This is a genomic window from Achromobacter sp. MYb9 (genome assembly GCF_002975275.1).
Classification (GTDB): domain Bacteria; phylum Pseudomonadota; class Gammaproteobacteria; order Burkholderiales; family Burkholderiaceae_B; genus Achromobacter.
The window spans coordinates 1-26,041 of the sequence record NZ_PCOQ01000033.1 but is presented as its reverse complement, the minus strand read 5'-3'; the positions used below and the strand labels follow the sequence as shown (position 1 = coordinate 26,041).

The following is a 26,041-nucleotide window of genomic DNA, read 5'->3' as shown; positions in this document are numbered from 1 at the left end:
CCTGGAGCTCTCCTCATGAAATTGAAGCAATGGCTGACCTTGCCGCTGGCCGCGGCACTGCTGGCGGCGGCCCCCGCAATGGCGGCTGAAAAATTCCGCGTGGGTTACTTGCGCGTAATGGACGACGCGCAGGCGATCGTGGCGCAAGAGGGCGGTTTCTACAAGAATGCGGGCCTGGATTCGGAACTGATCGAGTTCAAGTCCGGCACGGACCTGATCAAGGCGATCGTCGGTGGCCAACTCGATATCGGCGTGCTTGGCTTCACCAATGCGGTGGCCTGGGCCTCCAAAGGCGCCGACCTGAAAGTCGTGGGCGGCGCGCAGCAAGGCTATCACTCGTTGATCGTGCGCGACGATTCCGGCATCAAGGATATCGCTGGCCTGAAGGGCAAGACGCTGGCCTCGCAAGCCGAAGGCAGCACCGCCGACGTGGTACTGAAGGGCGTTGTGCTCAAGCAGGGCAACCTGTCCGCGGACGACGTCAATGTCATGGGCGTAAGCCCGGCGGTGGCGGTTCAATCGCTGGTGGGCAAGCGCGTGGATGCCGCCTTCCTGTTCGAACCTTACGACCGCATCGCGCAACTGGTCGCGCCGGTCAAGCAGATCTACGAAGTGGGCCAGGCCTGGCCGTTCCCGTGCATGGTCGTGATCACCTCGGGCGAAACGCTGGCCAAGCGCAAGGATGACGTCTGGAAGGCGCTGGACGCGCAGAACCAGGCCATTACGCTGCTGCAGAAAGAGCCCGCGCAGGCTTCCAAGCTCATCGCTTCGTACTTCATTGCCGAGCCTACGCTGAAGACCTTGCATCGCGGTGAACTGCCGCGCGAAACCGTCATTGCGGAAGCCATCAGCACGCAGGTATTCACGCCTAAGCTGACCAGCAAGGACACCGCGCGCATGCAGGAAATCGCCGATATCCTGCAAGCCCAGGGTTCGCTGAAGACCCGCGACGGCAAGCCGTATGACGTGTCCAGCATCGTCGACCTGTCCTGGCAAGAGGCGCGCAAACTTTGAGCTCGTCTACCCGAGTGACCGGCGCCCGCAAGCATCTTGCGGGCGTTTTGGGCGTCCTGTTCATTCTTGCCTTGTGGCAGTTGGCGGCCTTCGCGCTGCCTGACTTCCTGATGCCGGGCGTGCCTGCGGTCGTCGAACGCCTGTTCGAAGATCTGGGCAAGCAATCGTTCCACCAAAGCCTGTTGGGCACGCTGGGCCGGTTGGGCGCGGGCTACGGCCTGGCGCTGGCGGCGGGCATCGGCTTTGGCCTGGTGGCCGCGGTGCTGTTCTTCTTCCGCGAAGTGCTGCGCAGCGCCATCGTCATCCTGCAATCGATCCCATCGATTGCGTGGGTGCCGCTGTTCCTGATCGTGATGGGGTTCGGCAACACGCCCATCATCGTCGTGGTCGCGCTGTCGGCGTTCTTCCCGGCCGCGCTCAGCGTGATGAACGCAACCGAATCCGTGCAGCGCGTGCACGTATCCGCGGCGCGCGTCATGGGCGCCACGCGCTGGGGGCTCGTCAAGCGGGTGTATCTGCCGGCGGTGATGCCCGAGCTGATCACGGGGGCGCAATTGGCGTTCGGCAACGCCTGGCGTGCATTGATTTCGGCGGAAATGCTGATCGGCTTTGGCAAGGGCCTGGGTCGTTCGCTGGCCTATTCAGGCGAAATCGCCGACATGACCGGCGTTATGACCAATATCCTCGTCATTGCCGTGCTGGCCGCGCTGATTGATCAGTTCGTGCTTGAAAACCTCAAGCATCGCCTGCTGCGCTATCAGTACGTTTAAGCAACGGAGCCCAGCATGATTCGCCGGATTCGCCTTGCCGCCCTGACTGCCTGCCTGCTGTTCGCGGGCTTGGCCCAGGCACAAGACAGCGGGTTCGCCGCGGCCCATGCGCGCGGCGAATTGCGGGTGGGCGTACCGTATCTGGCGCCGCCGCCCGCAGCTGGCGCCAAGATCCGCACGCCGCACGGCCTGGACGCGCAGATGGCCGACAAGCTGGGCCAGCGCGTGGGCCTGCCGGTGCGCTTGCTGCAGGTGCCGGCCGGGCAGGCCGCCGCGGCGCTGGCCGCCGGCCAGGTGGACGTGGTGCTGGCCGACGCCGCGGACGATCAGCCGCAAACCGTGGCGGTGCAGGCCACCGGCTATGGCGGGCGCCCCAAGGCGCTGATCCGCAGCGACACGTCCTGGCGCAAGCCTGCCGACGTGCGGGGGCGTACCGTCTGCATGGCCGAAGCCGCAGCCGAAGCCCGGGGCTTGGCCGAAAGCTGGGGCGCGGTGGTGCGCACGTACCGGGTGCCGTCCGATGCGCTGGTAGCGGTACGCGAAGGCAGTTGCGATATCGGCCTGGTGGACGACACGGTCTGGGAACCCCTGGTGCGGTTCCCGGAGTGGAAGAAGTTCTCGTCCACGCTGGCCGCGGATGGCGTCCGGCGCCAACGCGTATGGCTGCTGCCCGCCAGCGACTCCGCCGGGCGTGCCTTGCTGGCGGAAGAAATGCGCGCCTGGGACCGCGCCGGCGCATGGAAGGCGATGGCGGCGAAATGGGCGCGTGACGTCGCGTTCGACGTTTACCTGGACCAGGAAGTGGCGGACTGCCACGGTTAGAACGGCGTCGCCCCAGCACTTACAATGCCGGGCATGACGCACACGTTGACCGCTCCCTGCTCGTATCAGGAAGACATCAAGAAAAGCCGCTTTGCCGCCTACGCCGCGCCCGTCTCGTCGGTGGACGAGGCGATGCGCTTTTTCGCTGAACACAGCGACGTCGAGGCCACCCATAACTGCTGGGCCTACCGCATCGGACAGGAATACCGCTTCAATGACGATGGCGAACCCGGCGGCACGGCGGGGCGTCCCATCCTTCAGGCGATCGAAGGGCAGGACATGGACCGCGTGGCCGTCCTGGTGGTGCGCTGGTACGGCGGCATCAAGCTGGGGGCGGGCGGACTGGTGCGGGCATACGGCGGATGCGCGGCGAATTGCCTGCGCCTGGGCGAACGGACCGAAATCGTGGACCTGGCCACCGTCACCTGCACGTGCGGCTTTGCCGAACTGGCGCTGCTGAAATCGCGGCTGGCGCAAGCCGGCGCGATCATCCAACAAGAAGATTTCAACGAAGACGGCGTGACGCTGTGCTTCGCGGTGCCTCGGACCGTAGCGGGCGACCTCGAGGTCACCGTGGCCAACATCACACGGGGGCGCTCGGCCTGGGAAGTGGTGTCGTGACCCGGCCGTGATGGCGTGCCAGAACGAGAAAGGGGCCCTTGATCGGGCCCCTTTGCATGGTTACGCGTTCTGGCTGTCTTGCGCCGCCGCGATTTCCTGGTGGACCTTTTCCATGTCCACTTCCTTGATCTTGGCAAGCAATTCGTTCAGCTGGCCACCCGACAACGCGCCGGGTTGCGAGAACAGCAGAACCTTCTCACGGAAGACCATCAGCGTGGGGATCGAACGGATGCCCAGGGCGCCGGCCAATTCCTGCTCTACGTCGGTGTTCACCTTGGCGAACGTGACGTCGGTGTGCTCCGTCGCGGCTTGCTCGAAGACGGGAGCAAAACCACGGCAGGGGCCGCACCAGGGAGCCCAGAAGTCGACGATCAGGGTGCCGTCGGGGGTGATGGCGTCCTGGAAGCTGTCTTTGGTGAGTTCAACAATACTCATTTTGGATCCTTGCCGCGGAACGCGGCGTAAAAAAGGCCTCCCCGCCGGGCACGCTTTGCATGCTTGCTGCCCCCAAGGCGGGCTTTTTTGCCTTGGGGCGGCCAGGCGGCAAAAAAAGGCGGTGTCAGAGACCCGGGGTATGCCTGCCCCGGGGCTGATTCGGCGACGCTTCGGGTGCCATGCGCTCTAAAGCAATAGTAGAGCCGCCGATGGCGGCGTCGCAATGGTTGGCGCTACGGAGAGCGCAGTCAGTGGCCGTCAGGCCGCAGTTTTTGTCGAGACGCCGGCATCGTTCTTCAACGACGCGACAATTTCGAAAGAGCGCAGGCGGTCGGTGATGTCGAAGAAGTCGGACACGATCATGACTTCGTCGGCCTCGGTTTCGGCCACCAGCGCTTCCAGCCGGCGCTTCACGGTGTCGGGGCCACCCACGATGGCAGCGCCCAGTCTTTGATTGACCGCTTCACGCTCCCATTCGTTCCATAGCCCGTCCATGCTGTCCACCGGCGGCTGCAACTGCAGGCGGTGGCCGCGCACCAGCGACAGGAATTTCAGCTGCTGGGTCGTGGCCTGGCGCTGTGCGGCCTCGTCGGATTCGGCCGCCACCACCGGCACGCCGATCATGGCGTAGGGCCGCGACAGCGTCGCCGACGGCTTGAACAGATGCCGGTACAGGCGCATCGCAGCCATGCCTTCGGGCGAAAAATGGCCCGCGAACGAGAACGGCAGGCCCAATTCGGCGGCCAGGCGGGCGCTGAAATCGCTTGAGCCCAACAGCCAGATCGGAATATCCAGGCCTTCGCCGGGGATGGCGCGCACCGGTTGATTGGGGCGCGAGGCGGCCAGGAAGCCGCGCAATTCTTCCACCAGCGCCGGAAACTCCAGGCCGCTGCGGGGCCCGCGCCGTAGCGCATGTTGCGTTGCACCATCGCTGCCGGGCGCGCGTCCCAGGCCCAGGTCGATACGGCCGGGGTACAGGGTTTCCAGTGTGCCGAACTGTTCGGCGATGATCAGCGGCGCATGGTTGGGCAGCATGATGCCGCCGGAACCCACGCGCAACGTGCTGGTGTGGCCCGCCACGTGGCCGATCAGCACGGCGGTGGCGCTGGAAGCCACGCCATTGATGTTGTGGTGTTCGGCCAGCCAGAAGCGCTTGTAGCCCAGGCGCTCGACGTGTTGGGCGACGGCCACCGTGTTGCGGAATGCATCGGCCGCGTCTCGGCCCTGCACAATAGGGGCCAGGTCCAGGACCGAAAACGGAATGCGCGCAAGCGTGCTCATGCGGACATCTCCGTACAGAGGGTGGAACAGGCCGGCAACGCGGCGTCAAAGCAGGTCAGGCGCAAGGTGAACTCCATATACCGTGATACATGGGGAGTGTATCGGCGAATTCAACCGGCCACGGCAGCAACCTTATGGCCGGGCGGGTTGTATTGGCAGGAGCTATCGCCGCCATTGAGAGGGCCCACGCCAACAAAAAGCCGCCACGGCAAGGCGCCGGGCGGCTTTTCGGGCTGGCAACGCCGGAACGGCTTATTCAGGGAAGAAGGCGTAGCGGATCACGAACAGCACCGCCACCAGCCAGGTGGCCGGATGCACGTCGCGGACCTTGCCGGTGGCCGTCTTCAGCACCACATAGCTGATGAAGCCGAAGGCGATGCCGTTGGCGATCGAATACGTGAACGGCATGACCAGGGCGGTCAGGGCGGCCGGCGTGGCCTCGGTGACTTCGTTCCAGTCGATGTCGATCAGCTCACGCATCATCAGGCCGGCCACGTAGAGCAGGGCGGGCGCGGTGGCGTAGGCGGGCACGGCGCCGGCCAGCGGCGAAATGAACAACGCGGCCAGGAACAGCAGCGCGACGACCAGCGCGGTCATGCCGGTGCGGCCGCCAGCCTGCACGCCGGACGCGCTTTCGACGAAGGCGGTGGTGCTGCTGGTACCCAGCGCGGAGCCGGCGACGATGGCGGTGCTGTCGGCGAACAGCGCGCGGCCCAGGCGGTTGGGGCGGCCTTCCGGCACCAGGCCGGCGCGTTTGGCCACGCCCACCAGCGTGCCCGTGGCGTCAAACACCTCGACCAGCACGAACACCAGGATCACGTGCACGAAACCGCTATGCAGCGCGCCCAGGATGTCCAGCTTGAGGAACGTGGGAGCCAGGCTCGGCGGGGCCGAAAAAATGCCCTTGAACTCGTTATAGCCCAGGGCCATCGACAGCACCGTGACGACGATGATGCCGATCAGGATCGCGCCGCGCACCCGCAGCGCATCCAGCGAGGCAATGATGAAGAAGCCCAGGATCGCGAACAGCGGGCCGTGGGTCGTCAGGTTGCCCAGAGAGACCTTGGTGGCCGGGTGGGCGACGACGATGCCGGCGCTGGATAGCGCGATAATGGCCAGGAACAACCCGATGCCCGCCGCGATGGCGCTGCGCAGCGAATGCGGAATGCCCTTCACCAGCCAGACCCGGATGCCCGAGATCGTCAGGATCAGGAAGATCACGCCCGAGATGAACACGGCGCCCAGCGCCTGCTCCCAGGTGTAGCCCATGGTCTTGACGACGGTGAAGGCGAAGAAAGCATTCAGGCCCATGCCCGGCGCCATCCCGATCGGCCAGTTGGCGACCAAGGCCATCACCAGCGACCCTAGCGCAGCCGCCAGGCACGTCGCGACGAACACGGCATCGCGGTCCATGCCGGTGGACGACAGGATGTCCGGGTTGACGAAGATGATGTATGACATCGTCAGGAAGGTCGTCAGACCGGCCACGATCTCGGTACGCGCGGTGGTCCCGTGTTCACGCAGCTTGAATAGCTTCTCCAGCATTCGAGTCCCCAGTGTGTTTGCAGGCTTGTAGGTTGTTGTGGGCGGGTGCCGGGTGGCCCCGCGTTTTCATAAACAGGCGTATTTTCGCATCAGTTGTAAACTCTGCCGCCATGATTATTCTCGGCTTTGAAAGCTCCTGCGACGAAACCGGTGTCGCAGCCGTCTGTACGGAACGGGGACTGCTCGCGCACGCGCTGCATACCCAGATCGCCATGCACCAGGAATATGGTGGCGTGGTGCCGGAACTCGCCTCGCGGGACCATATCCGCCGCGTCGTGCCCTTGACCCGCCAGGTGCTCGAAGAGGCCGGCCTGCAGATGTCCGACATCGGCGCCGTCGCCTACACCGCGGGCCCGGGGCTGGCAGGCGCGTTGCTGGTCGGCGCCAGCGTGGCGCAGTCGTTTGCCTGGTCGCGGCATTTGCCCGCCATCGGCATTCATCACCTGGAAGGCCACCTGCTATCGCCCATGTTGGCCGATCCGCGGCCTGATTTTCCGTTTGTGGCCTTGCTGGTATCCGGCGGCCATACGCAACTGATGCGCGTGGACGGGGTGGGCCGGTACGAGCTGCTGGGCGAAACGCTGGACGACGCCGCAGGCGAGGCCTTCGATAAATCGGCCAAGCTGATGGGGTTGGGCTATCCCGGCGGTCCGGCCCTGGCCAAGCTGGCGGGGCGCGGCGACGCGTCGCGCTTCGAGTTGCCGCGCCCGATGTTGCACAGCGGCGACCTGGATTTCAGTTTCAGCGGTTTGAAGACCGCCGTGCTGACCCGGGTCAAGGCGGCCGAGAAAGAAGGGGGGCTGGATGACCAGGCTCGCGCTGACCTCGCGGCCGCCACGCAGGGCGCGATCGTCGATGTGTTAGCGGCCAAGGCCATCAAGGCACTGAAGCAGACCGGCCTGCGCCGGCTGGTGGTGGCGGGCGGCGTCGGCGCGAACCAGCTGCTGCGCGCCAAACTGGCCAGTGCGCTGAAACCATTGCGCGCGCAGGCATATTTTCCGCCGCTGGAGCTGTGTACCGATAACGGCGCGATGATCGCCTTCGCGGCCGCCGAGCGGGTCAAGGCCGGCCTGGTGACGCTGGACCCCGATGCGCACAGCTTTACCGTCAAGCCGCGTTGGGACCTGGCGGACATCGCGCAATGAAAACGGGCGGCCTCGGCCGCCCGTTTCATCGTGAATCCGTCTTATTTTTTCTTGCCGCCGCCGATCTTGCTTTCCGTGCCCTGGATCAAGCGGGTGATGTTCGCGCGATGGCGATAGAACAGCAGCACGCCAATCACTGCCAGGGCCACGCCCATGGCCGGTTGCGCATGCCAGGCAAGTCCCGAGCCGAACACGTAATACACCGGGGCGAAAAACGCCGCCACCAGCGAGGCCAGCGAAGAATAGCGGAAGAAGACTGCGATGATCAGCCAGGTGGCCGCGGTGGCCAGGGCCAGCCAGGGCTGGATGGCCACCAGCACGCCCAGCGCCGTCGCCACGCCCTTGCCGCCCTTGAACCCCAGGAAAATGGGGTACAGATGCCCGACGAAGGCGGCCAGGGCCACCATGGCCAGGCCGGCGGGGGCGATGCCGGGGGCCAGCTTTTCGGCCAGCCAGATCGCGAACCATCCCTTTGCGGCGTCGCCCAGCAAGGTCAGCGCGGCCGCCGTCTTGTTGCCTGTGCGCAGCACATTGGTGGCGCCGGGGTTCTTGGACCCGTAGCTACGGGGGTCTTGCAGCCCCATCAACTTGCTGACGACGACCGCGAACGGCACGGAGCCGATCAGGTAGGCCAGCAGGATGAGCGCAGCGGTGAACACCAGGGAGGGTTCGGTAATCGCCATGGAAAGGGAGTCCGTTGTTGTCGTAATGGCGCGGATTCTACCGCGCCGGCCGCCGCCTCCGGCTACGGGTTATCGAGCGTGGCGCCGACGCCTCGCTGAACACGCGTCGGCAAGACCGACATACAGGGTGTGGCTGCGGACGGTACAATCCGACACGTCCACCCGCGTTTTATTTTCTTTCGGATGCACAATGCGAATTCTGGTTTCGAACGACGATGGTTACTCGGCCCCTGGGCTCGAAGCGCTGGTAGCAGCGCTGCAAGGCTTGGGCGATTTAACCGTCGTCGCGCCCGAGACCAACCATAGCGGCGCCTCCAACTCCCTGACGCTGAACCGGCCTTTGTCGGTGCGCACGGCGTCCAACGGCTTCATTGCCGTCAGCGGAACGCCTTCCGACTGCGTCCACGTGGCGCTGACGGGGCTGATGGACACGCGTCCGGACCTGGTCGTGTCCGGCATCAACAACGGCGCCAACATGGGCGACGACACCCTATATTCGGGCACGGTCGCCGCCGCCAGCGAAGGCTACCTGTTCGGCATCCCGTCCATCGCGTTCTCGCTGGCCGAAAAAGGCTGGGAGCACATCGATTCCGCCGCGCGCGCGGCCCGTCTCGTCGTCGAGCGGCATCTGGCCCAGCCCCTGGCAGCGCCCGTGTTGCTGAACGTCAACATCCCCAACCGGCGTTTCGAGGACCTTCACGGCTTCGAGGTCACGCGCCTGGGCAAGCGCCATCCGTCGCAGCCCGTGGTGCGCACCACCACGCCGTACGGCGACACCGTCTATTGGATCGGTCCGGTGGGCCTGGCCGCCGATGCCGCCCCGGGCACGGATTTCCACGCGGTGGAGCAGGGCACGGTGTCGGTCACGCCACTGCGCCTGGACCTGACCCAGCACAGCCAACTGGATGAAATCCGCACGTGGGCGGAGCCGCTATGCGCAAACGCATAAGCCAGCCCGACGTATCCCAGGCGGTGCCGGGCCGCCCCGGCCCGGTTCGCTACGACTCCGGCCGGCTAAGCCCCGGCGTCACGCCCGCCAATAGCAACACCCGTGTTTCCGCCGCCACGTTGCCGCGCCAGGCCCAAGCGCCCACGCCGGCGGCCGGTGGCAATCTGGGCTTAAACTCCGAACGCTTGCGCCAGGCGATGGTGCAGCGCCTGCGCGGCCAGGGCATCAGCGATGAGCGCGTGCTGAACGCCATGTCCGCCGTGCCGCGCCATCTCTTCGTCGACGAGGCCCTGGCCAGCCGCGCCTATGAAGATGCCGCTTTGCCCATCGGCCATTCGCAAACCATCTCGCAGCCTTGGGTGGTGGCGCGCATGATCGCCGCCGTGTGCGAAGACCGCACGCCGACCCGCGTGCTTGAAGTGGGAGCCGGTTGCGGCTACCAGGCGGCGGTGCTGGCGCAGTTCGTGCGCGAGGTCCATTCGATCGAACGCATCCGCGGACTCTACGAGCTTGCGCGCGAGCATCTGCGCGCCTTGCGGCTGACCACGCGCATTCGTCTGATCTACGGCGATGGCACCCTGGGCCTGCCCGGCGTGGCCCCGTTCGATGCTATCGTTGTGGCTGCCGCTGGCCTGGCTATTCCGCAGGCGCTGCTTACGCAGCTTGCGCCGGGTGGCCGCCTGATCGCTCCCGAAGGGGGCTCGAACCAGCGCCTGGTGCTGATCGAACGCACCGGCGCAGCCAGCTGGAAACGCACTGAATTAGAGGCCGTGCGCTTTGTGCCGCTACGCGCCGGAATACAATCTTGAGCAAACAGGAGAAACGTATGCTCAACGGGCAGTTGCAACTGACCGATATGACTAAGGGCGCGTCCATGACGCGCCTGCGCCGCCCGCTCTTCGTCGCGGGGGCGCTCAGCCTGGCCATCTTGGCCGGCTGCGCATCGAAAGGAACTCGTGCACCGGTGGTCGACATGACCGGCGGGCAACCCGCGCCATCGGCTCAGCCGGGTGGCAGCTATGTGGTGAAGCCGGGCGACACGCTCTACAAGATCGCCCGCGCCAACAACGTGGATATCGAAAGCGTCAAGCGCTGGAACAACCTCAGCGACCCCAACCAGATCTCGGTCGGCCAAGTGCTGAAGATGTCCGGCGGGTCGAGCGGCGGCACGCAAACGGCGCCTGTCGCCAGCGCCAAGCCGCAGCCGCGGCCGCTGGATCAGCCCGAAGCGCCCGTCGCATCGCTGCCGCCGCCGGACTCGTCAGCCACGCCGGCGCCCGCGCCAGTCGAGGTCAAGCCTTCGCCCCGTGCGGCGGATGCCGCCGTCATCAACTGGGCATGGCCCGCCAATGGCGCGATCGTCCAGACGTTCAACGCCAGCAGCAAGGGCATCGACATTTCGGGCGCCCTGGGCGACCCGATCACCGCTGCGGCGGACGGCCTGGTCAAGTACAGCGGTAACGGCGTGCGCGGCCTGGGCAACCTGATCATCGTTGAACACCAGAACGGCTTCATCACCGCTTATGCGCATAACCGCGCATTGCTGGTGAAGACCGGGCAGAACGTCAAGCGCGGCGCTAAGATCGCCGAACTTGGCCAGACCGACACGACGTCGCCGCGCCTGCATTTCGAGATCCGCCGCCAAGGCACGCCCGTCGACCCGATGCAGTACCTGCCCGCCAAATGACGCCCACCCTGGTATTCGACCTTGAAACCATCCCCGACGCCGATGGGCTGCGCAAGCTCAACGGCTGGGGCCCCGAGGTTCCAGACCAGGAAGTCGTCGAACGCGCGCTGACCGCGCGACGTGAAGCCGTCGGCCACGACTTCCTGCCGCTGCATCTGCACAAGGTCGCAGTGGTGGGGTGCGTGTTCCGCGACGATCAGGGGTTCCGCGTCAAGACGCTGGGCCAGCCCGATGATCCCGAAGCCGCCTTGTTGGCGGGGTTCTTCAAGACCATCGAACGCTACACGCCCAAGCTGGTGAGCTGGAACGGATCGGGTTTCGACCTGCCCGTCCTGCATTACCGCAGCCTGATTCTGGGCGTGCCCGCGCCGCGCTACTGGGACATGGGCGAAGAAGATCGCGACTTCAAGTTCAACAACTACATCGCCCGCTACCACACGCGCCACCTCGATTTGATGGACGTGCTGGCCAAGTACAACGGCCGCGCCAACGCGCCGCTGGACGACCTGGCCAAGCTGTGCGGCTTTCCCGGCAAGCTCGGGATGGACGGCAGCAAGGTCTGGGAGGCCTGGAGCACGGGCCGCGCCGACGAAGTCCGCGCCTATTGCGAGACCGACGTCGTCAACACCTGGCTGGTGTATTGCCGCTTCCGCTTCTTGCGCGGCGAACTCGACCGCACCGCCTACGACGCTGAAATCGCGCTGGTGCGCGATACGCTGTCCGCCAGCGATGCGGCGCACTGGAAGGAATACATGGCGGCCTGGGACGCGAACTGACGCGTCGCGCGGGTTTGGCATGGACGAAGCACGGGGCCTGGCAGGCCCCGTCTTCACGTCTGGCGAATGCGCAATCGACTGAAACATGGATGTCGGGGACGAAACGCGGTTGAAACCGGGCTGATCGCACAATGGCCTCGCTTTCTTCACTTTCAGGAGACACAACATGTCCCGATTCGCTATCCGCTCCAATTTGGCCGCTCTTGCATTTGTCGCCGCGACGGGCGGCCTGGTGGCCGGTTCCGTCATGGCGGCGCCGCCGCCTCCCGCCGACGGCGGTCCGGCAGCCATGCATCATGGTGAACGCGGCGAGTTTCACAAGGGCATGCGCGACGGCCTGTTCATTCCCGGCATCGGCCCGGTCTCCAAGGCTCAGCTTGATCAGTTGAAGCTGGACGACAAGCAGCAAGCCTTGTTCAAGACCGCTCAGGATGGCCAGCGCAGCCTGCACGAAGCCATGCGCGCGTCGGGCGGCAAGCGCCACGATCTGCTGAAGTCTCAGTTGGATAGCGGCAAGCTGGATCCGCGCGCCCTGATGGCGCAATCGGACCAGACGCGCGACCAGTTCCGTGCACAGGGCCAGCAAGTGCGCGACCAATGGCTGGCTGTCTGGGATAGCCTGAACGACACCCAGCGCGGCCAGGTGACCAAGCTGGTCAAGGACCGCGAAGCCAAGATGCAGGAACGTCACGCCAAGATGGAAGGCCGCCATGGCGGCAAGGGCAGGGGCGCGATGCCTGCGTCGCCGGCCGCGGGCGATGTCGCTCCGCCGCCGGCGCCGGCGGCCAACTAAGCCCGCCGACCCTGCTCGCCAACACGCGGCGCCCGACGGCGCCGCGGCCTGAAAGGCAAACCCCGGACGCGTCCTCGCGGTCCGGGGTTTTTTCTTTTCGACGTGCGCAAGCGCGACGACCATTCCGCGATGCCGCCCCAGTGTGGCGCGGATTCCCCAACTTGAGGCAAGGGCTGCGAGCCGCCTTGTGGCGCCTGCACGCTTGTGGTGCGTCTCGTGGGCGGGCCAGCGGGCAGATAGCGACTTGTCACCCGCCTGAAACCTGGCATGGACATTGCTTAGAGGAAAGGGAGCCGGTAACCACCGCTGCAAAGCCGGTCAGAGGGATGCGCCGCGCGGCCATCCTCCTCCTCGTTAAATCCGATCAGGACTCCGCACCATGAAGAAGACGTTGCTAGCCTTGCCTTTTGCGCTTGCCGCTTGTTTCGCCTCGACTGCCCAGGCCGAACCGACCGATCTGGGAGGCGGTTTCTCTCTTAGCGGTAACGCCACCATTGCCAGCGACTACCGGTTCCGCGGCTACTCGCAGACCGACTTCCGTCCGGCGGTGCAAGTGGGTATCGACCTGACCCACAGCTCCGGCTTCTACCTGGGCAATTGGAACTCGAACGTTTCCGACTTCGTCTTTACCGACGGCAATCTGGAAATGGACTTCTACGGCGGTTGGAAAGGCGACGTTGGCGGCGGATTCACGCTGGACGCCGGCGTGCTGCATTACTACTACCCGGGCTCCAGCTCTCCGAAGGGCGGCAACTACAACAACACCGACCTTTACCTGGGCGCCTCCTACGGCAACTACTCACTGAAGTACTCTTACACGCCCAGCGACTTCTTCAGCACGCCGGATAGCAAAGGCACCTGGTATCTGGATGGCACGGCCACCTTCGATCTGGGCGACGGTTGGGGGCTGCTGGGGCACTTGGGCTATCAGAAGCTGAAGAACCAATCGAACATGGACGGCGATTCGATCGGCCATTACGTCGACTACAAGCTCGGTGTGACCAAGGACCTGAAGGGCTGGGTGCTGGGCCTGGCGGCGGTGGGGGCCACCAAGGACAACTGGCTGCCCACCAAGTACGGCCACCCGTCGGGCCGGTTGGGTGCGGTCTTCTCGGTATCGCGCGCGTTCTAACGAAATCCGTGGCGGCGCCTTGAAACCGCGCCGGCTTTTGGGGGGATTGATGGAGACTGCCTGATGGGCAGTCCCCATCAATTCCCCTTTTTTTCAGCCTTGCGGCGTGGCTTGCCTGACGCTGCGGTGTTCTCGGTAGGCGGCTGCGATGGTCCGCAACGCGTCGCGTGACCGCGGGTCCGTCAGCGTCGAGTGCAGCATGACGCGGGACGACGGCAGGGCGGGCAGTGAAAACCGCTCGCCGACTTCGATGGTGTCCGCCGGGGCCAGACGGCAGGCCAGGGCGCCGATCGCCAAGCCGGCCGAGACGGCGGCCATCACGGCGTAGCCGCCGCCGACAAAGACCTCTTTCCATGCGATATCGCTTCGATCCAGGGCCTGGATCGCCGTATTGCGGACCTGGCAGCAGGGCATCAAGGCCGCCATTCTGAGCGGGTCGCCCGTGCGCCATTCAAAGCCTGGCGCGGCGAACCAGCCGAAATGCTCGGGCCCGAGGTCTTCGCCGTCGCGGCGGTCGTCCTCCTGGCCGACGATCACGGCCTCCAGATCGCCGTTGTCGAAGGCATCCAGCAACGCGTGCGAATTGTCCAGCCGGACTTCAATGCTCAACGCCGGATCGCGCTCATGCAGCCGGGCCAGCAAGGTCGGGGTTTCGGGCCCGGCCATATGGGAGGCGATGCCCAGCCTGAAATGGCGCCGTTCGGTGTCCAACGACGCCAGTGCGCGGTCGTGCGCGGCCAGGAACTCGCGCGCTCCGTTGACGAATATCGCGCCTTGCGCGGAAAGGCGCACCAGCCGCGGCGTGCGCTCGATCAGCTTGTGGCCCAAGCGTGCTTCAAGGCGCTTGAGCTTGACGCTAATCGCGCCTTGGGTGGTACCCAGCGCGTCGGCCGCTTTAGTGAAGCTTCGAAATTCCGCGATGCTCACAAAGGCCTGGACGGCGTCCACATCCAGCGTAGATCTACTCATCATCTATCCGAAATTGATATTACTGATATATCCAAGCATAGCATTGCGGAATAGATCGTTGCCTTCTACCATGCGTGCACCGTAAGCCTGGACGTTGACCTATGACCGCCGTATCTTCACGCCGGGGCAAGCTTGCCCTGGCCGCTATCTGCCTTTCCGCCTTGATGCTGGGCCTGGAAATATCCAGCGTGCCGCCGGTCCTGTCGACGATCGAGCAGGCCATGGGAGCCAGCTTCCGCCAGCTCCAGTGGGTGATGGCCGCCTACACCATCGCGATGACGACCATTCTGATGGCGACCGGAACGCTGGCCGACCGCTACGGACGCAAACGCCTGTTCATGATCGGCATCGTGGCCTTCGGCGTGACGTCGCTGGTGTGCGGACTGACCGGCGACATCCGGGTGTTGATCGTGGCGCGCTTTCTCCAGGGCCTTAGCGCCGCGATGATGCTGATTTGCCAGGTCGCGATCCTGTCCAGCCAGTTCCGCGACGGGCGCGAGAGGGGCGCGGCGTTTTCCTGGTGGGGCATCATCTTCGGCGTCGGGCTGGGCTTCGGTCCGATCGTGGGCGGCGCGATTCTGGCGTTGACGAGCTGGGAATGGGTTTTCCTGGTTCACGGCGCATTGGCGGTGGTCACGTTCGCCCTGACCTATGCGGCGGTGGAGGAATCGCGCGATTCCCAGGTGCGGCCGCTGGACGTCGCGGGCATCCTGACGCTTTCCGTCGCGGTGTTCTGTCTGGTGCTGTTCGTCACGCAAGGCCCGGTGTTGGGCTTCGGGAGCCCGGTGGCGCTGGGCATCATCGGCTTGTCGCTGGCCAGTTTCATCGGGTTCGTCGTCGCCGAAAAAACCAACCGCCATCCGATGATCGACTTCACGGTGTTCCGCAACCGCAACTTCTCCGGGGCACTGGCGGGCTCGGTCGGGATGAATCTCAGCTTTTGGCCCTTCATCATCTATCTGCCGATCTACTTCCACGGCGGTCTGGGCTACGACAGCGTGCAGACCGGGGTCGCGCTGCTGGCGTACACCTTGCCCACGCTCGTCATGCCGCCCGTCGGCGAGAAATTGTCCTTGCGGTATCACCCGGGGTTCGTGATCCCCGCCGGCTTAAGCCTCATCGGCGCAGGCTTTCTTTTGATGGCGCTGGGGAGCCATTCCTTGCAACCGGGCTGGTGGATCCTGCCAGGCTGCATCATCGCCGGGGTCGGCCTTGGGCTGACGAACACGCCGGTGGCGAACACGATCACGGCCGCGGTCTCGTCCGAGCGGGCAGGGATGGCCTCCGGAACCGACATGAGCGCAAGAATGACGTCGCTGGCCTTCAGCATCGCCTTGATGGGGGTGGTGCTGGTCGAGGGCGTCGCGACGCACCTGTCAGAAGCGCTGGCCGTGGCGGACGGCGACGCGCTGCGCCAGTTCGCGGAAAAGATCTCCGCCGGCGACATGGCAGCGCTGGACCGGCAGGCGCTGTTGCCGCAGGCGGACGTGGCGGCCGGCACCCTGCAAGCCGCGCTGTTGTCCGGATTCGGATGGGTCATGGCTTACGGCGCCGGCAGCGCGTTGATTCTGGCTGCGATCAGCCTGCTGTTGTTTTCCCCCTGGAAGGCCCGCGAAGCGCCCGATTCGTCCCTCACGTTGCGTGAAATCCGATAATTGCCTTTAATGGTCGCGCCATCGGCGTCGCGCAAAGGTATATTTGCGCGGTGTCGACGCTTGTCGCCGTCGTGGCGGCAGGCTATTCAAGGAGCTTTGAGCGCAGTGACCATCGATTTCGAAGAATCAATAAAGCCTTTTTCCTGGATGGAATACGAGGGCAGCTTTTCAGTCATCCTCACCGTTGGGGAATACAAGGAAGAGGTCTTTCGCCGCCGCAGGCAAGAGGGTTTTGTGGGTTCGGGCTACGACTGGACGTCATTGGCGCTGGTCTTCCTGAATGAGAAAAAGCCCGAGCTCGCTGAACAGATTGATTTTGATCCCGAAGCGGACACGTTCTGCGCCTATTCTTCCGACAGCGAAGCCCTGAAGACTTTCATTGTCGGCTTCAAGGCCGCGTGCGAGGACTGGAGACTGATCCAGGATCTGTTCTCGCGGGCGGAGCTGGACTGAACCCGGGCGGCGGCGGTGGTGTCCCGATGATCGAAACGCGCTTGTTGCGGCAATTTATCGCCGTCGCCGAAACGCTGCATTTCAATCGGGCTGCCGAGCGCCTGCACATGGCGCAACCGCCGCTCAGCCAGGCCATCCGCCGGCTGGAAAGCGAGATCGGCGCCACGCTGTTTGAACGCACCAACCGCAGCGTGGCATTGACGCCGGCGGGCGCCGCGTTTTTGGAATCCGCGCGGCGCATGCTGGAGTCGCTTGAAGAAGGCGTGGCGCACACGCGCCGAGTGGCCCAGGGGATGGCGGGGCACCTGACGCTGACCTTCATCAACATCGCGCCTTATGCCCTGCTGCTGCGCGCATTGCGCGATTTCCGTGCGGCCTACCCGGCGGTCGCGTTCACCTTGCAAGAGGCCACGACGCATGAACAGGTGCAGGCCCTGGAAGCCGGTCGCGCGGACATCGGCTTTATGCGCGCGCCCGGGGCCACCACGCCCAGCTTGCGGTTCAAGACTTTGTTGCGCGAACCCATACAAGTGGCGCTGCCCGCCGGACACGCCCTGGCAGCCCAGGCGGCCGTGCCACTTGCCGTGCTGAAAGACGAACCTTTCGTGGCGTCACCTCGGCGCCTGGGGCAGGGCTTTCACGACCAGTTGATCCAGCTATGCCAGACGGCGGGCTTCGTGCCCCGCGTGGTGCAAGAAGCGCGGCAACTGCAGACGGTGGCGGCGTTGGTCGCGGCCGGTTTCGGCGTGGCGCTGCTGCCTGCGTCGCTGGCCCAGACCGGCTGCGGGGATATTGTCTTCCGGCCCCTCACTGCTGACGCGCCCGCGCCCTTGCAATCCCTGGACCTGCTGATCGGCTGGAATCCCGAGCGGGCATCGCCTGTTCTTGATCGCCTGGTCGATGCCGTGCTGCAGACGTTCGGCGTCGCGGACGACGACGCCACGAATTAAGATGTTTGGCGTCTTATTAAGCGATAAATAATATATTTTACGGGCCTGCGCAGGCCTTCTAAGCTCGGCATCCATTCTTGTCGAGTCCAAGCCTGCCATGCCCGTCTCCGTCTATATCTTCTCCGTATGCACCTTCGCATTCGGCTTGTCTGAATTCGTGGTTGCCGGTCTGGTGTCGGCGATGGCCGACGGCTTGCACGCCAAGATCGAAGCGGCCGGGACCGCGATTGCCGCCTACGCGTTGGGCGCCGCCATCGGCGCGCCGCTCATTCCCGCGCTGGTCGCCCATTGGCGCGACCGCCGCACCTTGGCGTGGTCCATGGCCGTGCTGGCGGCGGGCAGCGCCCTGATGAGCGTCGCGGGCACGTTGCCCGCGCTGCTGGCCGTGCGGTTCGTGGTGGGGTTGGCCCATGGCGCCTTCATGGCGGTCGCGTCCGACGCTGCCACGCGGCTGGTGGACGAGGCGCGGGCCGGACGGGCCGTTGCCGTCGTGTGGATCGGATTGACGCTGGCGCTTGCGTTAGGCGTGCCGCTGGGCACTTTCCTGGGCAGTCTCTGGTCCTGGCGCGCGGTATTCGCGGCCATCGGCGTGCTGGCCCTGGCGGGGTTGGCGGGGCTGCTGTGGTGCATGCCGGCCAGGGAAGCGCCTGGCATTCGCGCAGCGGGCCCGGCCGGCATGGGCGCGGGCCTGAGCGCCATCGGCCACCCCCGGATGCTGATCGCCGCTGGCGTAGGCGCGCTGGTCAGCGTGGCGACATTCAGTTTCTTTACCTTCGTGTCGCCGTATCTGCTTCAGGTGACCGGGGCGGACGTGACGCGGCTGAGCGCGGCCATGCTGTTGTTCGGCGCGTTCTCCATCGCGGGCAATTTGCTGGGCGGCTTTCTGGTCGACAAAATGGACGCGGACCGTGCGGCGCTGCTGGCGGCCGGCGGGCTGACGGCGACGTTGCTGGGGCTGTACGGGTTTCGGCAATCCAGTTGGGCGGTCGTCATGCTGGCGGGCGCGTTAGGGTTGGTGTTCTTCTGCATCGTGACGGTGCTGACGCTTCGGCTGCTGAAGCTGGCGCAGCGCCACGTGCCCCAATCCACGGCGGTGGCGGCGGGCCTGAACATCGCGTCGTTCAATCTGGGGACGGCGGTGGGCGGCGGCCTGGGCAGCCTGACGATCGCCTGGGCAGGGTTGCCGGCCTTGCCGCTGGCCGGCGCCGCGGCGGCGGTGGCCGCCATGGCGGCGTTGTGGCTGCAATCGGAGAAGGCGTCGGACCGCTTGGCGGCGTGAGTCGTGGGTCGGCCGGGCGCCGCCGAAGACCATTTTCCCGAAACCCCGGAGTCCTTCTACAATATTGGGTTGCGTGTAATTCTGGACTGCGTGAGATGTCAGACGTTTTAAGTATCGAGTCCCTGGACCTGGAAGCCAGGGGGATCGCCCGTCGCGACGGGAAAGTGGTGTTCGTGGAAGGGGCCCTGCCGGGCGAACGGGTCACCACCGTTACGCTGCGCCGCAAGCCGTCCTACGAAATCGCCCGCGTGGACGAGGTCATGCGTCCTTCGTCGCAGCGGGTCGCGCCGCGCTGCCCCCATTTTGGCGTCTGTGGCGGCTGTGCCATGCAGCACCTGGAGCCCAGCACCCAGGTGGCCATCAAGCAGCGTTCGCTTGAAGATACTTTCTGGCATGTCGGCAAGCTGCGTCCGGCGCTGATCCTGCCGCCGCTGCAAGGCCCGACCTGGGGCTACCGCTACCGCGCGCGCCTGTCGGTGCGGGTCGTGCCGAAGAAGGGTGGCGTGCTGGTGGGTTTCCACGAGCGCAAAAGCAGCTATGTGGCGGACATGCGTGAATGCCATGTGCTGCCGCGCCACGTCAGCGATTTGTTGATGCCGCTGCGCGCGATGATCGCGTCCATGTCGGCGCCCGACCGCATGCCGCAGATCGAAGTGTCGCTGGGGGAGGGCGTGACGGCGCTGGTGCTGCGTCATCTGCTGCCGCTGACCGACGGCGACATTGCCATCCTGCGTACCTTCGCCGCCCAGCACAACGTGCAATGGTGGCTGCAGTCCAAGGGCCCCGAAACCGTCCATCCGATGGAGCGCGAACACGGCGACACGCTGGCCTACACCATGCCGGAATTCGGTTTGCGCATGCCGTACCGGCCTACCGATTTCACCCAGGTCAACCACGCCATCAACCGCGCGATGGTTTCGCGCGCGCTGAAGCTGCTGGACGTGCAGCCGACCGATCGCGTGGCCGACCTGTTCTGCGGGCTGGGTAACTTCACCTTGCCGCTGGCCACGCAAGGGCGCGAAGCGGTGGGCGTGGAAGGCAGCAAGACGCTGACCGATCGCGCGTTCGACGCCGCCTCGCGGCACGGCTTGGGCGACCGCACCAGCTTCGCCACGCTCAACCTGTTCGAGGTGGACGCGCATTGGCTGCGCAGCCTGGGCTACTTCGACCGCATGCTGATCGACCCGCCGCGCGAAGGGGCGCACGCGGTGTCGCAAGCCTTGTCGGAACTCTCTGCCGAGGAACGGCCGCGGCGCATCGTCTACGTTTCCTGTAATCCGGCCACGCTCGCGCGCGATGCGGCCATCCTGGTACATGAAGGCGGCTATGTGCTGAAGAGCGCCGGCGTCATCAACATGTTCCCGCATACGGGCCACGTCGAATCGATTGCGGTATTTGAATCGCTGGACGCCGCGGGCGTGCTGGAAGTAAAGGAACGTGCGCGTCTGCGCGCCATCCAGGCCGCGGCGGATGCCGTGGCGGCGGAAGCGGCCAAGGTTGCTGCCGCGGCAGAGAAGGCCGCGGCCAAACAGGCGGCGACCGATGCGTACCATGCCCGCGTCGCGGCGGAAGCCCAACAAGCGTCCGAAGGCGTGTCTGAAGACGTGTCCGAACAAGGTGGGCAAACCGCCGGGCAGGCCCTGGGCTGATTTCGGGCGGCAGGCCGGGCAGCGCCCGGCCCGCCAGGGCCCTCAGGCCCGCGCGCCTTATTAGTGCGAGCGTCCCAGATCTTCAAGGATCGGGCAGTCGGGGCGGCCGTCGCCATGGCAGTTGTTTGCCAGGTGCTTAAGCGTGCCGGCCATTTCGCGCAACGCCTCGGCCTTGCGCTCCAACTCTTCGACATGCCCCAGCGCAATGCGCTTGACGTCGGCGCTGGCGCGGCTGCGGTCCTTCCACAGCGCCAGCAACTCGTTCATCTGTTCCACTGAAAACCCGAGGTCCCGCGCGCGGCGCACAAACCGCAGCGTGTGCAGGTCGTGGTCGTTGTAGACGCGATAGCCCGCGTCCGTGCGCACCGCCGGGCCGATCAGACCGATGCTCTCGTAGTAGCGGATCATCTTGGCGGAAATGCCAGAGCTTTTCGATGCTTCTCCGATGTTCATGTCAGGTTCCTTGGGACAGGCTGGCACGGTGCGGACACGCGTGCGGGTCTTGATTCAAATTGGGAATCGCAGTGTTGACCTTCCCATTGTGGGAAGGTCAAGGGATATTCTACGCTTGACCTTACCATAGTGGGAATGTTTAAGCTGCGGTTCATGGTGTGCAAAAGCTTGCCCATCGCCCTGAAATTTCCGGAGAAAAACCATGAGCATCGAATTCCAAGTGCCCGACATGACCTGCGGCCATTGCGTGAAGACCATCACCGGCGCGGTCAGCGAAGCCGCCCCGGGCGCGACGGTGACGGTGGACCTGTCGACGCACCGCCTCACGATCACGGGCACCGACCAGGCGGACAAGCTCGAAGCCGCCATCCGCGACGCAGGCTACGCGCCCACGCGCCTCTGATGCCGTCCGCAGGAAGGCCGGGTATGATAGATCCGGCTTTCTTGTGGCGAGTTGTTGATTGTTAAAGTCTATCGATCAAGTTAATTTATTAAATTTGATTAATTGATAGCGAAGATTTATCATTCTTTCCATGGTGGTTAAACAAACCCCGCTACCCAAGGAGAGATTGAATGCTGCAAAACCGCGAAGGCCAACGTGTTCCGAACGTAACGTTCCCCGTCCGTGAGGACAACACGTGGAAGAAGGTCACGACCGACGATCTGTTCAAGAACAAGACGGTTGTCGTCTTCTCGCTTCCCGGCGCTTTCACGCCGACCTGCTCGTCGACCCACCTGCCGCGCTACAACGAACTGGCTCCCGCGTTCTTCAACGCCGGCGTGGACAGCATCGTCTGCGTGTCGGTCAACGACACCTTCGTCATGAACGAATGGGCGAAGGACCAGGAATCGGCCAACATCACGCTGCTGCCCGACGGCAACGGCGCATTCACCGACGGCATGGGCATGTTGGTCGACAAGAGCGACCTGGGCTTCGGCAAGCGCAGCTGGCGCTATTCGATGCTCGTGAAGGATGGCGTCGTCCAAAAGATGTTCATCGAACCGGAAAAGGAAGGCGACCCGTTTGAAGTGTCGGACGCCGACACGATGCTGGCGCACATTGCCCCGACGGCCAAGAAGCCCGACCAGGTGGTCGTGTTCTCCAAGCCCGGCTGCCCGTTCTGCGTGGAAGCCAAGGCTCTGCTGGAAGAAAAGGGCTACGCCCCGATCGAGATCCCGCTGGAAAACAAGGTCCGCGGCCGCGTGATCGGCGCCGTGTCCGGCAAGGGCACCGCTCCCCAGGTGTTCATCAACGGTTCGCTGATCGGCGGCCTGGAAGACCTGAAGGCGCACTTCGCCTAAAGCCTGCAAGCCGGGCAGGGGGAATGATTCCCCGCCCGGCGGGCCTGGCAGAGCGGTTGCCCCGCAACCGCTCTGCCGCGCCGGCACGAGCTTCCCTTCTTACGCACCCTTACCGCATTCCTTGCGCGGGCCCCTTGCGGGCGCCGCCGGACGGAACTCGTCCCGAGGATGCGCAACAAGGCGGAACTCGCCTTTGCAACCTTGCTACCCGCAACATGGGGGATACCCAGTCATGAAAACTCTGCACACCGATATCGCCGTCATTGGCGCCGGCACCGCCGGACTGGCCGCCTATCGCGCTGCCAAAGCAGCCGGCAAGCGCGCGCTGCTGATTGAAGGCGGCCCTTATGGCACGACCTGCGCCCGGGTGGGCTGCATGCCATCCAAACTGCTGATCGCCGCTGCCGAAGCCGCCCACGGCGCGGCCCATACGGAAGCGTTTGGCGTGCACGTCAGCGGGGAAATCTCGGTGGACGGCGTTGAAGTGATGGACCGCGTCAAGCGCGAACGCGATCGCTTCGTCGGCTTCGTCTTGGAAGGCGTCGAGAACATTCCGGCCGAAGACAAGCTGCGCGGCTATGCGCGCTTTGTCTCCGATACCGTGCTGCGGATAGACGACCACACCGAGGTCCATGCGGCGCGCGTGGTCATCGCGACGGGTTCGCGCCCGTCGGTTCCGCCGCCGTTCCGCGCGCTGGGCGACCGCTTGGTGGTGAACGACGACGTCTTCGCGTGGGACGACCTGCCGCGTCGCGTTGCCGTGTTCGGACCCGGCGTGATCGGTCTGGAACTGGGGCAGGCGCTGGCCCGGCTGGGGGTTGACGTGCGTGTGTTCGGCGTCAGCGGCAGCCTGGGCGGGATCAGCGACCCGCAGGTGCGGCTGAACGCCCGCAAGATATTCCAGCGCGAGTTTTACCTGGACCCGGACGCGCGCGTCCTGGAAACCACCCGCGTCGGCGACGAAGTGGAAGTGCGCTATGTCACGCTGGATAACAGCGAACGCACCGAACGCTTCGACTACGCGCTGGTCGCCACGGGCCGCCGCGCCAATGTGGATGGGCTGGGTCTTGAGAACACCTCGCTGGCACTGAATCCGCAGGGCGTCCCGCTGTTTGATCGCGAAACGATGCAGGCGGGCGATTCGACCATCTTCATCGCCGGCGACGCCAACGCCGACGCGCCCTTGTTGCACGAGGCCGCCGACGAAGGCCGCATCGCGGGTGAAAACGCCGCGCGCTTCCCGGACGTGCGCCAGGGCTTGCGCCGCGCGCCGCTTGCGGTGGTGTTCTCGGACCCGCAGATTGCGCTGGCAGGCCAAGGTTATGGGCGCCTGGTTCCGGGCACTTTCGTCATCGGTGAAGTGGATTTCAGCGACCAGGGGCGGTCGCGCGTGATGCTCAAGAACAAGGGCATGCTGCACGTGTACGCCGATATCGCCACCGGCCGCTTCCTGGGCGCGGAGATGGTTGGCCCCAGCGCCGAGCATATCGGCCACTTGCTGGCGTGGGCGGTGCAGCAGGAATTGACGGTGGCGCGCATGCTGGAAATGCCGTTCTACCACCCCGTCATCGAGGAAGGCTTGCGGACGGCCTTGCGGGATGCTGCTGCCAAGCTGGCCCGAGCCCAAGAGGCGCTTCGCAGCGAGGAATCGGAACGCGAAACGGCGTAACCCGGGCCGACTCCCGCCAATGAAATGGGCCGCGATATCGCGGCCCATTTTCTTTCTGCAGCGGCCTCGGGGGCGCGTCAGTCGTCCGATTGCTTCTTCGGAACCGGGAAGGGATTCTCGCGGTATTGCAGCGTGAAACCGGCGCGTTCGTCCTGGCCCAGTTCCCGCGCCAGATACGGCATGGCCTGCTTCAGGCCTTCATGCAAGGTCCAGGGCGGGTTGATCAGGAACATGCCGCTGCCATGCAGGCCATAGCCGTCGATGGTGGACTTCTTGACGGTCAACGTGGCGTGCAGCCAGCTCTTGACCTTCAGATTCTCGAAGTGGCGAGCCATTTCACTGGCTTCGCGGCGCTGCACCAGCGGATACCAGACGGCGATGGTGCCGGTGGCGAAGCGCTTGACGCATTCCTTCACGGTGATCAGCGTGCGGCGGTAGTCGTACTTGTCTTCGTACGACGGGTCGATCAGCACCATGCCGCGGCGCGTCGGTGGCGGCAGCAGGGCCTTGACGCCTTCAAAGCCGTCATCGCCGTAGATGGTGGTCTGGCGCTGCGCGGCGCGTCCCTGGTGTTCCAGGTTGACGACCAGCGTGTCGATCTCGGTCGGGTGCATTTCGAACAGGCGCAGGCGGTCCGACGGACGCATCACGTCCAGCGCCAGCCACGGCGAACCGGGGTAGCGCTTCAGACGGCCGTTGGTGTTGTAGTCGCGGACGCGGGCAACGTAGTCGGCCAGCAGCGGCGGCAAGTCCTTGGCCTCCCACAGGCGGCCGATACCGTCCACGAATTCCGAGGTCTTGTTCGCCCAGTCGCCTTCCAGGTTGTAGAGGCCTGCACCGGCGTGGGTGTCCACGACCCAATAGGGCGCGTCCTTTTTGTTGAAGTAATCCAGGGTGTGGACCAGGATGGCGTGCTTGAGCACGTCGGCGTGATTGCCGGCGTGAAAGGCGTGGCGGTAACTGAACACGGGGCGTTCTACCTCAGGCGGCCGGCCGGATCGCGGCCAGCTCGTCAGTGAAAATGCCGTCGATGCCCCAGTCCAGCAGCAAGCGGGCGCGTTCGGGGTCGTTGACGGTCCAGGCCGCGATCCGGTAGCCGGCGGCATGCACGGCGTCGATCAGTTCGCGGGTTGCGTCTTTCTGGTTGATGTTCAGCGCGACGCAGTCATATTTGGCCAGGCGTTCGCGCCAATCGGCGGGCACTTTTTCCACCAGCAGGGCACGCGGCAGTTCGCGCGCCACTTCCTGCGCGGCCTGCAGTGCTTCTTCGGCGAACGAGGACAGCAGCGGGGGCGTGCTGGCGCCTTGCCAAAGCTGCTTGCAGGCCAGCGCCACGGCCGCGCCGGTCTCGGCTTCGCGGCCCGGGCAGGGCTTGATTTCGACGTTGCTGGCGATGTGGTTGGCCACGGTGTAACGCGCCACGGCGGCAAAGGTGGGCAGCGGCTCGCCGGCGTAGGCGGCCGAGTGCCAACTGCCAAAGTCCAGTTGCGCCAGTTCCGCGTAGGACTTGGCGGCGGCCGGGCCATGACCATTGGAGGTGCGGTCGACGTCGTCGTCGTGCATCAGCACGAGCACATTGTCGCTGCTCAGCTTCACGTCGTATTCGAACATCGTGAAACCATGCTCGGCGCCCACGCGCATGGCAGCCAGCGTATTCTCCGGCGCCAAACGGCCGCCACCGCGGTGCGCGATGTAACGGGAATAGGGCCAGGACGGGAGTTTTGCGGTCATTGTTGGTGTTGCGTGTGCTTCTTATGGACAGGGTTGCAAGGATACTCCTTCTTGCCCCAATGACGCCCGGCCCGGGCCTCCCGAAGAACGGTCCTGCCCCCCAAAGAAAAGCCGCCGCCGCCGGGCCGCCCCAAGGCGGGGCAGCCCCCTCGGGGGGCAGCAAGCTCGCGCAGCGTGGGGGCCCTGGCCCAGCCGCGCCGCCGCCGGGCCGCCCCCAAGGCGGCGCAGCCCCCTCGGGGGGCAGCAAGCTCGCGCAGCGAGCGCAGCGTGGGGGCCCT

Annotated in this window: 27 protein-coding genes; 19 read left to right on the top strand and 8 right to left on the bottom strand. The window is 65.2% G+C overall.

What is annotated here, in order from left to right; all coding sequences use genetic code 11:
* The first annotated feature begins 15 nt into the window (after positions 1–15).
* The 4 genes from CQ050_RS28355 to CQ050_RS28340 are packed head-to-tail and all read left to right on the top strand — an operon-like array spanning position 16 to position 3,227.
* On the top strand, positions 16–1,014 hold the full coding sequence (locus CQ050_RS28355) for an ABC transporter substrate-binding protein (RefSeq protein ID WP_105560164.1): 999 nt from the start codon (positions 16–18) through the stop codon (positions 1,012–1,014).
* A complete protein-coding gene (locus CQ050_RS28350) occupies positions 1,011–1,784 on the top strand; it encodes an ABC transporter permease (protein ID WP_105560163.1) in 774 nt (257 codons plus the stop codon). Before CQ050_RS28355 ends, CQ050_RS28350 begins: the two co-directional genes overlap by 4 nt.
* A 15-nt stretch (positions 1,785–1,799) precedes the next feature.
* Positions 1,800–2,606: a transporter substrate-binding domain-containing protein gene (locus tag CQ050_RS28345; protein WP_105560162.1), complete on the top strand. Its 807-nt coding sequence runs from the start codon at positions 1,800–1,802 to the stop codon at positions 2,604–2,606.
* A 33-nt stretch (positions 2,607–2,639) separates the two neighbouring features.
* Positions 2,640–3,227: a YigZ family protein gene (locus tag CQ050_RS28340; RefSeq protein WP_105560196.1), complete on the top strand. Its 588-nt coding sequence runs from the start codon at positions 2,640–2,642 to the stop codon at positions 3,225–3,227.
* 60 nt (positions 3,228–3,287) lie between these two features.
* On the opposite strand, the gene CQ050_RS28335 is transcribed toward CQ050_RS28340, so the two are convergent.
* The 3 genes from CQ050_RS28335 to CQ050_RS28325 form a co-directional block, all read right to left on the bottom strand.
* Positions 3,288–3,662 (bottom strand): co-chaperone YbbN, encoded by a 375-nt coding sequence (locus CQ050_RS28335; protein ID WP_006222300.1) that lies wholly within the window; start codon positions 3,660–3,662, stop codon positions 3,288–3,290.
* A gap of 258 nt (positions 3,663–3,920) precedes the next feature.
* The gene (locus tag CQ050_RS28330; RefSeq protein WP_105560161.1) at positions 3,921–4,943 is read right to left on the bottom strand and encodes an LLM class flavin-dependent oxidoreductase; all 1,023 of its coding nucleotides are present in this window, start codon (positions 4,941–4,943) and stop codon (positions 3,921–3,923) included.
* 252 nt (positions 4,944–5,195) lie between these two features.
* Positions 5,196–6,488 (bottom strand): NCS2 family permease, encoded by a 1,293-nt coding sequence (locus CQ050_RS28325; protein ID WP_105560160.1) that lies wholly within the window; start codon positions 6,486–6,488, stop codon positions 5,196–5,198.
* Between the two features lie 110 nt (positions 6,489–6,598).
* On the opposite strand from CQ050_RS28325, the gene tsaD reads away from it, so the two are divergent.
* Positions 6,599–7,633 (top strand): tRNA (adenosine(37)-N6)-threonylcarbamoyltransferase complex transferase subunit TsaD, encoded by a 1,035-nt coding sequence (gene tsaD, locus CQ050_RS28320; RefSeq protein ID WP_105560159.1) that lies wholly within the window; start codon positions 6,599–6,601, stop codon positions 7,631–7,633.
* 41 nt (positions 7,634–7,674) lie between these two features.
* On the opposite strand, the gene plsY is transcribed toward tsaD, so the two are convergent.
* Positions 7,675–8,316 (bottom strand): glycerol-3-phosphate 1-O-acyltransferase PlsY, encoded by a 642-nt coding sequence (gene plsY / locus CQ050_RS28315; RefSeq protein WP_105560158.1) that lies wholly within the window; start codon positions 8,314–8,316, stop codon positions 7,675–7,677.
* A gap of 190 nt (positions 8,317–8,506) precedes the next feature.
* On the opposite strand from plsY, the gene surE reads away from it, so the two are divergent.
* From surE to CQ050_RS28285, 6 genes are all read left to right on the top strand, one after another.
* A complete protein-coding gene (surE, locus tag CQ050_RS28310) occupies positions 8,507–9,265 on the top strand; it encodes a 5'/3'-nucleotidase SurE (RefSeq protein WP_105560157.1) in 759 nt (252 codons plus the stop codon).
* Entirely contained in the window at positions 9,250–10,074 is an 825-nt protein-coding gene (locus CQ050_RS28305) for a protein-L-isoaspartate(D-aspartate) O-methyltransferase (RefSeq protein ID WP_233214350.1), read from the top strand. Before surE ends, CQ050_RS28305 begins: the two co-directional genes overlap by 16 nt.
* A gap of 17 nt (positions 10,075–10,091) precedes the next feature.
* On the top strand, positions 10,092–10,952 hold the full coding sequence (locus CQ050_RS28300; RefSeq protein WP_105560156.1) for a peptidoglycan DD-metalloendopeptidase family protein: 861 nt from the start codon (positions 10,092–10,094) through the stop codon (positions 10,950–10,952).
* Entirely contained in the window at positions 10,949–11,728 is a 780-nt protein-coding gene (locus tag CQ050_RS28295; protein ID WP_105560155.1) for a 3'-5' exonuclease, read from the top strand. The genes CQ050_RS28300 and CQ050_RS28295 overlap by 4 nt, the downstream gene beginning before the upstream one ends.
* A 166-nt stretch (positions 11,729–11,894) precedes the next feature.
* Positions 11,895–12,521 carry a hypothetical protein gene (locus CQ050_RS28290; protein WP_105560154.1) on the top strand — a complete coding sequence of 209 codons (627 nt, stop codon included), beginning with the start codon at positions 11,895–11,897 and terminating at the stop codon, positions 12,519–12,521.
* 379 nt (positions 12,522–12,900) lie between these two features.
* Positions 12,901–13,653, top strand: coding sequence for a TorF family putative porin (locus CQ050_RS28285; RefSeq protein WP_105560153.1), 753 nt, complete (start codon positions 12,901–12,903; stop codon positions 13,651–13,653).
* Positions 13,654–13,746: 93 nt separating this feature from the next.
* Here the strand turns inward: CQ050_RS28285 and CQ050_RS28280 are convergent, their stop codons facing one another.
* Positions 13,747–14,625, bottom strand: a complete 879-nt coding sequence (locus tag CQ050_RS28280) for a LysR family transcriptional regulator (protein WP_105560152.1) — start codon at positions 14,623–14,625, stop codon at positions 13,747–13,749.
* Positions 14,626–14,723: 98 nt separating this feature from the next.
* On the opposite strand from CQ050_RS28280, the gene CQ050_RS28275 reads away from it, so the two are divergent.
* The 5 genes from CQ050_RS28275 (at position 14,724) to rlmD (ending at position 20,608) form a co-directional block, all read left to right on the top strand.
* Positions 14,724–16,277, top strand: a complete 1,554-nt coding sequence (locus tag CQ050_RS28275; RefSeq protein WP_105560151.1) for an MFS transporter — start codon at positions 14,724–14,726, stop codon at positions 16,275–16,277.
* Positions 16,278–16,382: 105 nt separating this feature from the next.
* A complete protein-coding gene (locus CQ050_RS28270) occupies positions 16,383–16,730 on the top strand; it encodes an Imm51 family immunity protein (RefSeq protein ID WP_233214348.1) in 348 nt (115 codons plus the stop codon).
* 41 nt (positions 16,731–16,771) lie between these two features.
* Positions 16,772–17,680, top strand: a complete 909-nt coding sequence (locus CQ050_RS28265) for a LysR substrate-binding domain-containing protein (protein WP_233214346.1) — start codon at positions 16,772–16,774, stop codon at positions 17,678–17,680.
* 97 nt (positions 17,681–17,777) lie between these two features.
* A complete protein-coding gene (locus CQ050_RS28260; RefSeq protein ID WP_105560149.1) occupies positions 17,778–18,959 on the top strand; it encodes an MFS transporter in 1,182 nt (393 codons plus the stop codon).
* Between the two features lie 95 nt (positions 18,960–19,054).
* The gene (gene rlmD / locus CQ050_RS28255; RefSeq protein ID WP_105560148.1) at positions 19,055–20,608 is read left to right on the top strand and encodes a 23S rRNA (uracil(1939)-C(5))-methyltransferase RlmD; all 1,554 of its coding nucleotides are present in this window, start codon (positions 19,055–19,057) and stop codon (positions 20,606–20,608) included.
* A 60-nt stretch (positions 20,609–20,668) separates the two neighbouring features.
* On the opposite strand, the gene cueR is transcribed toward rlmD, so the two are convergent.
* The gene (cueR, locus tag CQ050_RS28250; protein ID WP_105560147.1) at positions 20,669–21,061 is read right to left on the bottom strand and encodes a Cu(I)-responsive transcriptional regulator; all 393 of its coding nucleotides are present in this window, start codon (positions 21,059–21,061) and stop codon (positions 20,669–20,671) included.
* 202 nt (positions 21,062–21,263) lie between these two features.
* Here cueR and CQ050_RS28245 point away from each other — a divergent pair, with 202 nt between their 5' ends.
* From CQ050_RS28245 to CQ050_RS28235, 3 genes are all read left to right on the top strand, one after another.
* Complete coding sequence (locus tag CQ050_RS28245; protein WP_105560146.1) at positions 21,264–21,464, top strand: heavy-metal-associated domain-containing protein; 201 nt, start codon at positions 21,264–21,266, stop codon at positions 21,462–21,464.
* A 170-nt stretch (positions 21,465–21,634) separates the two neighbouring features.
* Positions 21,635–22,363, top strand: coding sequence for a glutathione peroxidase (locus CQ050_RS28240; RefSeq protein WP_105560145.1), 729 nt, complete (start codon positions 21,635–21,637; stop codon positions 22,361–22,363).
* Positions 22,364–22,595: 232 nt separating this feature from the next.
* A complete protein-coding gene (locus CQ050_RS28235) occupies positions 22,596–24,032 on the top strand; it encodes a dihydrolipoyl dehydrogenase (RefSeq protein ID WP_105560144.1) in 1,437 nt (478 codons plus the stop codon).
* Positions 24,033–24,109: 77 nt separating this feature from the next.
* Here the strand turns inward: CQ050_RS28235 and CQ050_RS28230 are convergent, their stop codons facing one another.
* Positions 24,110–25,000: a 23S rRNA (adenine(2030)-N(6))-methyltransferase RlmJ gene (locus CQ050_RS28230; RefSeq protein ID WP_105560143.1), complete on the bottom strand. Its 891-nt coding sequence runs from the start codon at positions 24,998–25,000 to the stop codon at positions 24,110–24,112.
* 13 nt (positions 25,001–25,013) lie between these two features.
* Positions 25,014–25,763 carry a glycerophosphodiester phosphodiesterase gene (ugpQ, locus tag CQ050_RS28225; protein WP_105560142.1) on the bottom strand — a complete coding sequence of 250 codons (750 nt, stop codon included), beginning with the start codon at positions 25,761–25,763 and terminating at the stop codon, positions 25,014–25,016.
* Positions 25,764–26,041: the final 278 nt, after the last annotated feature.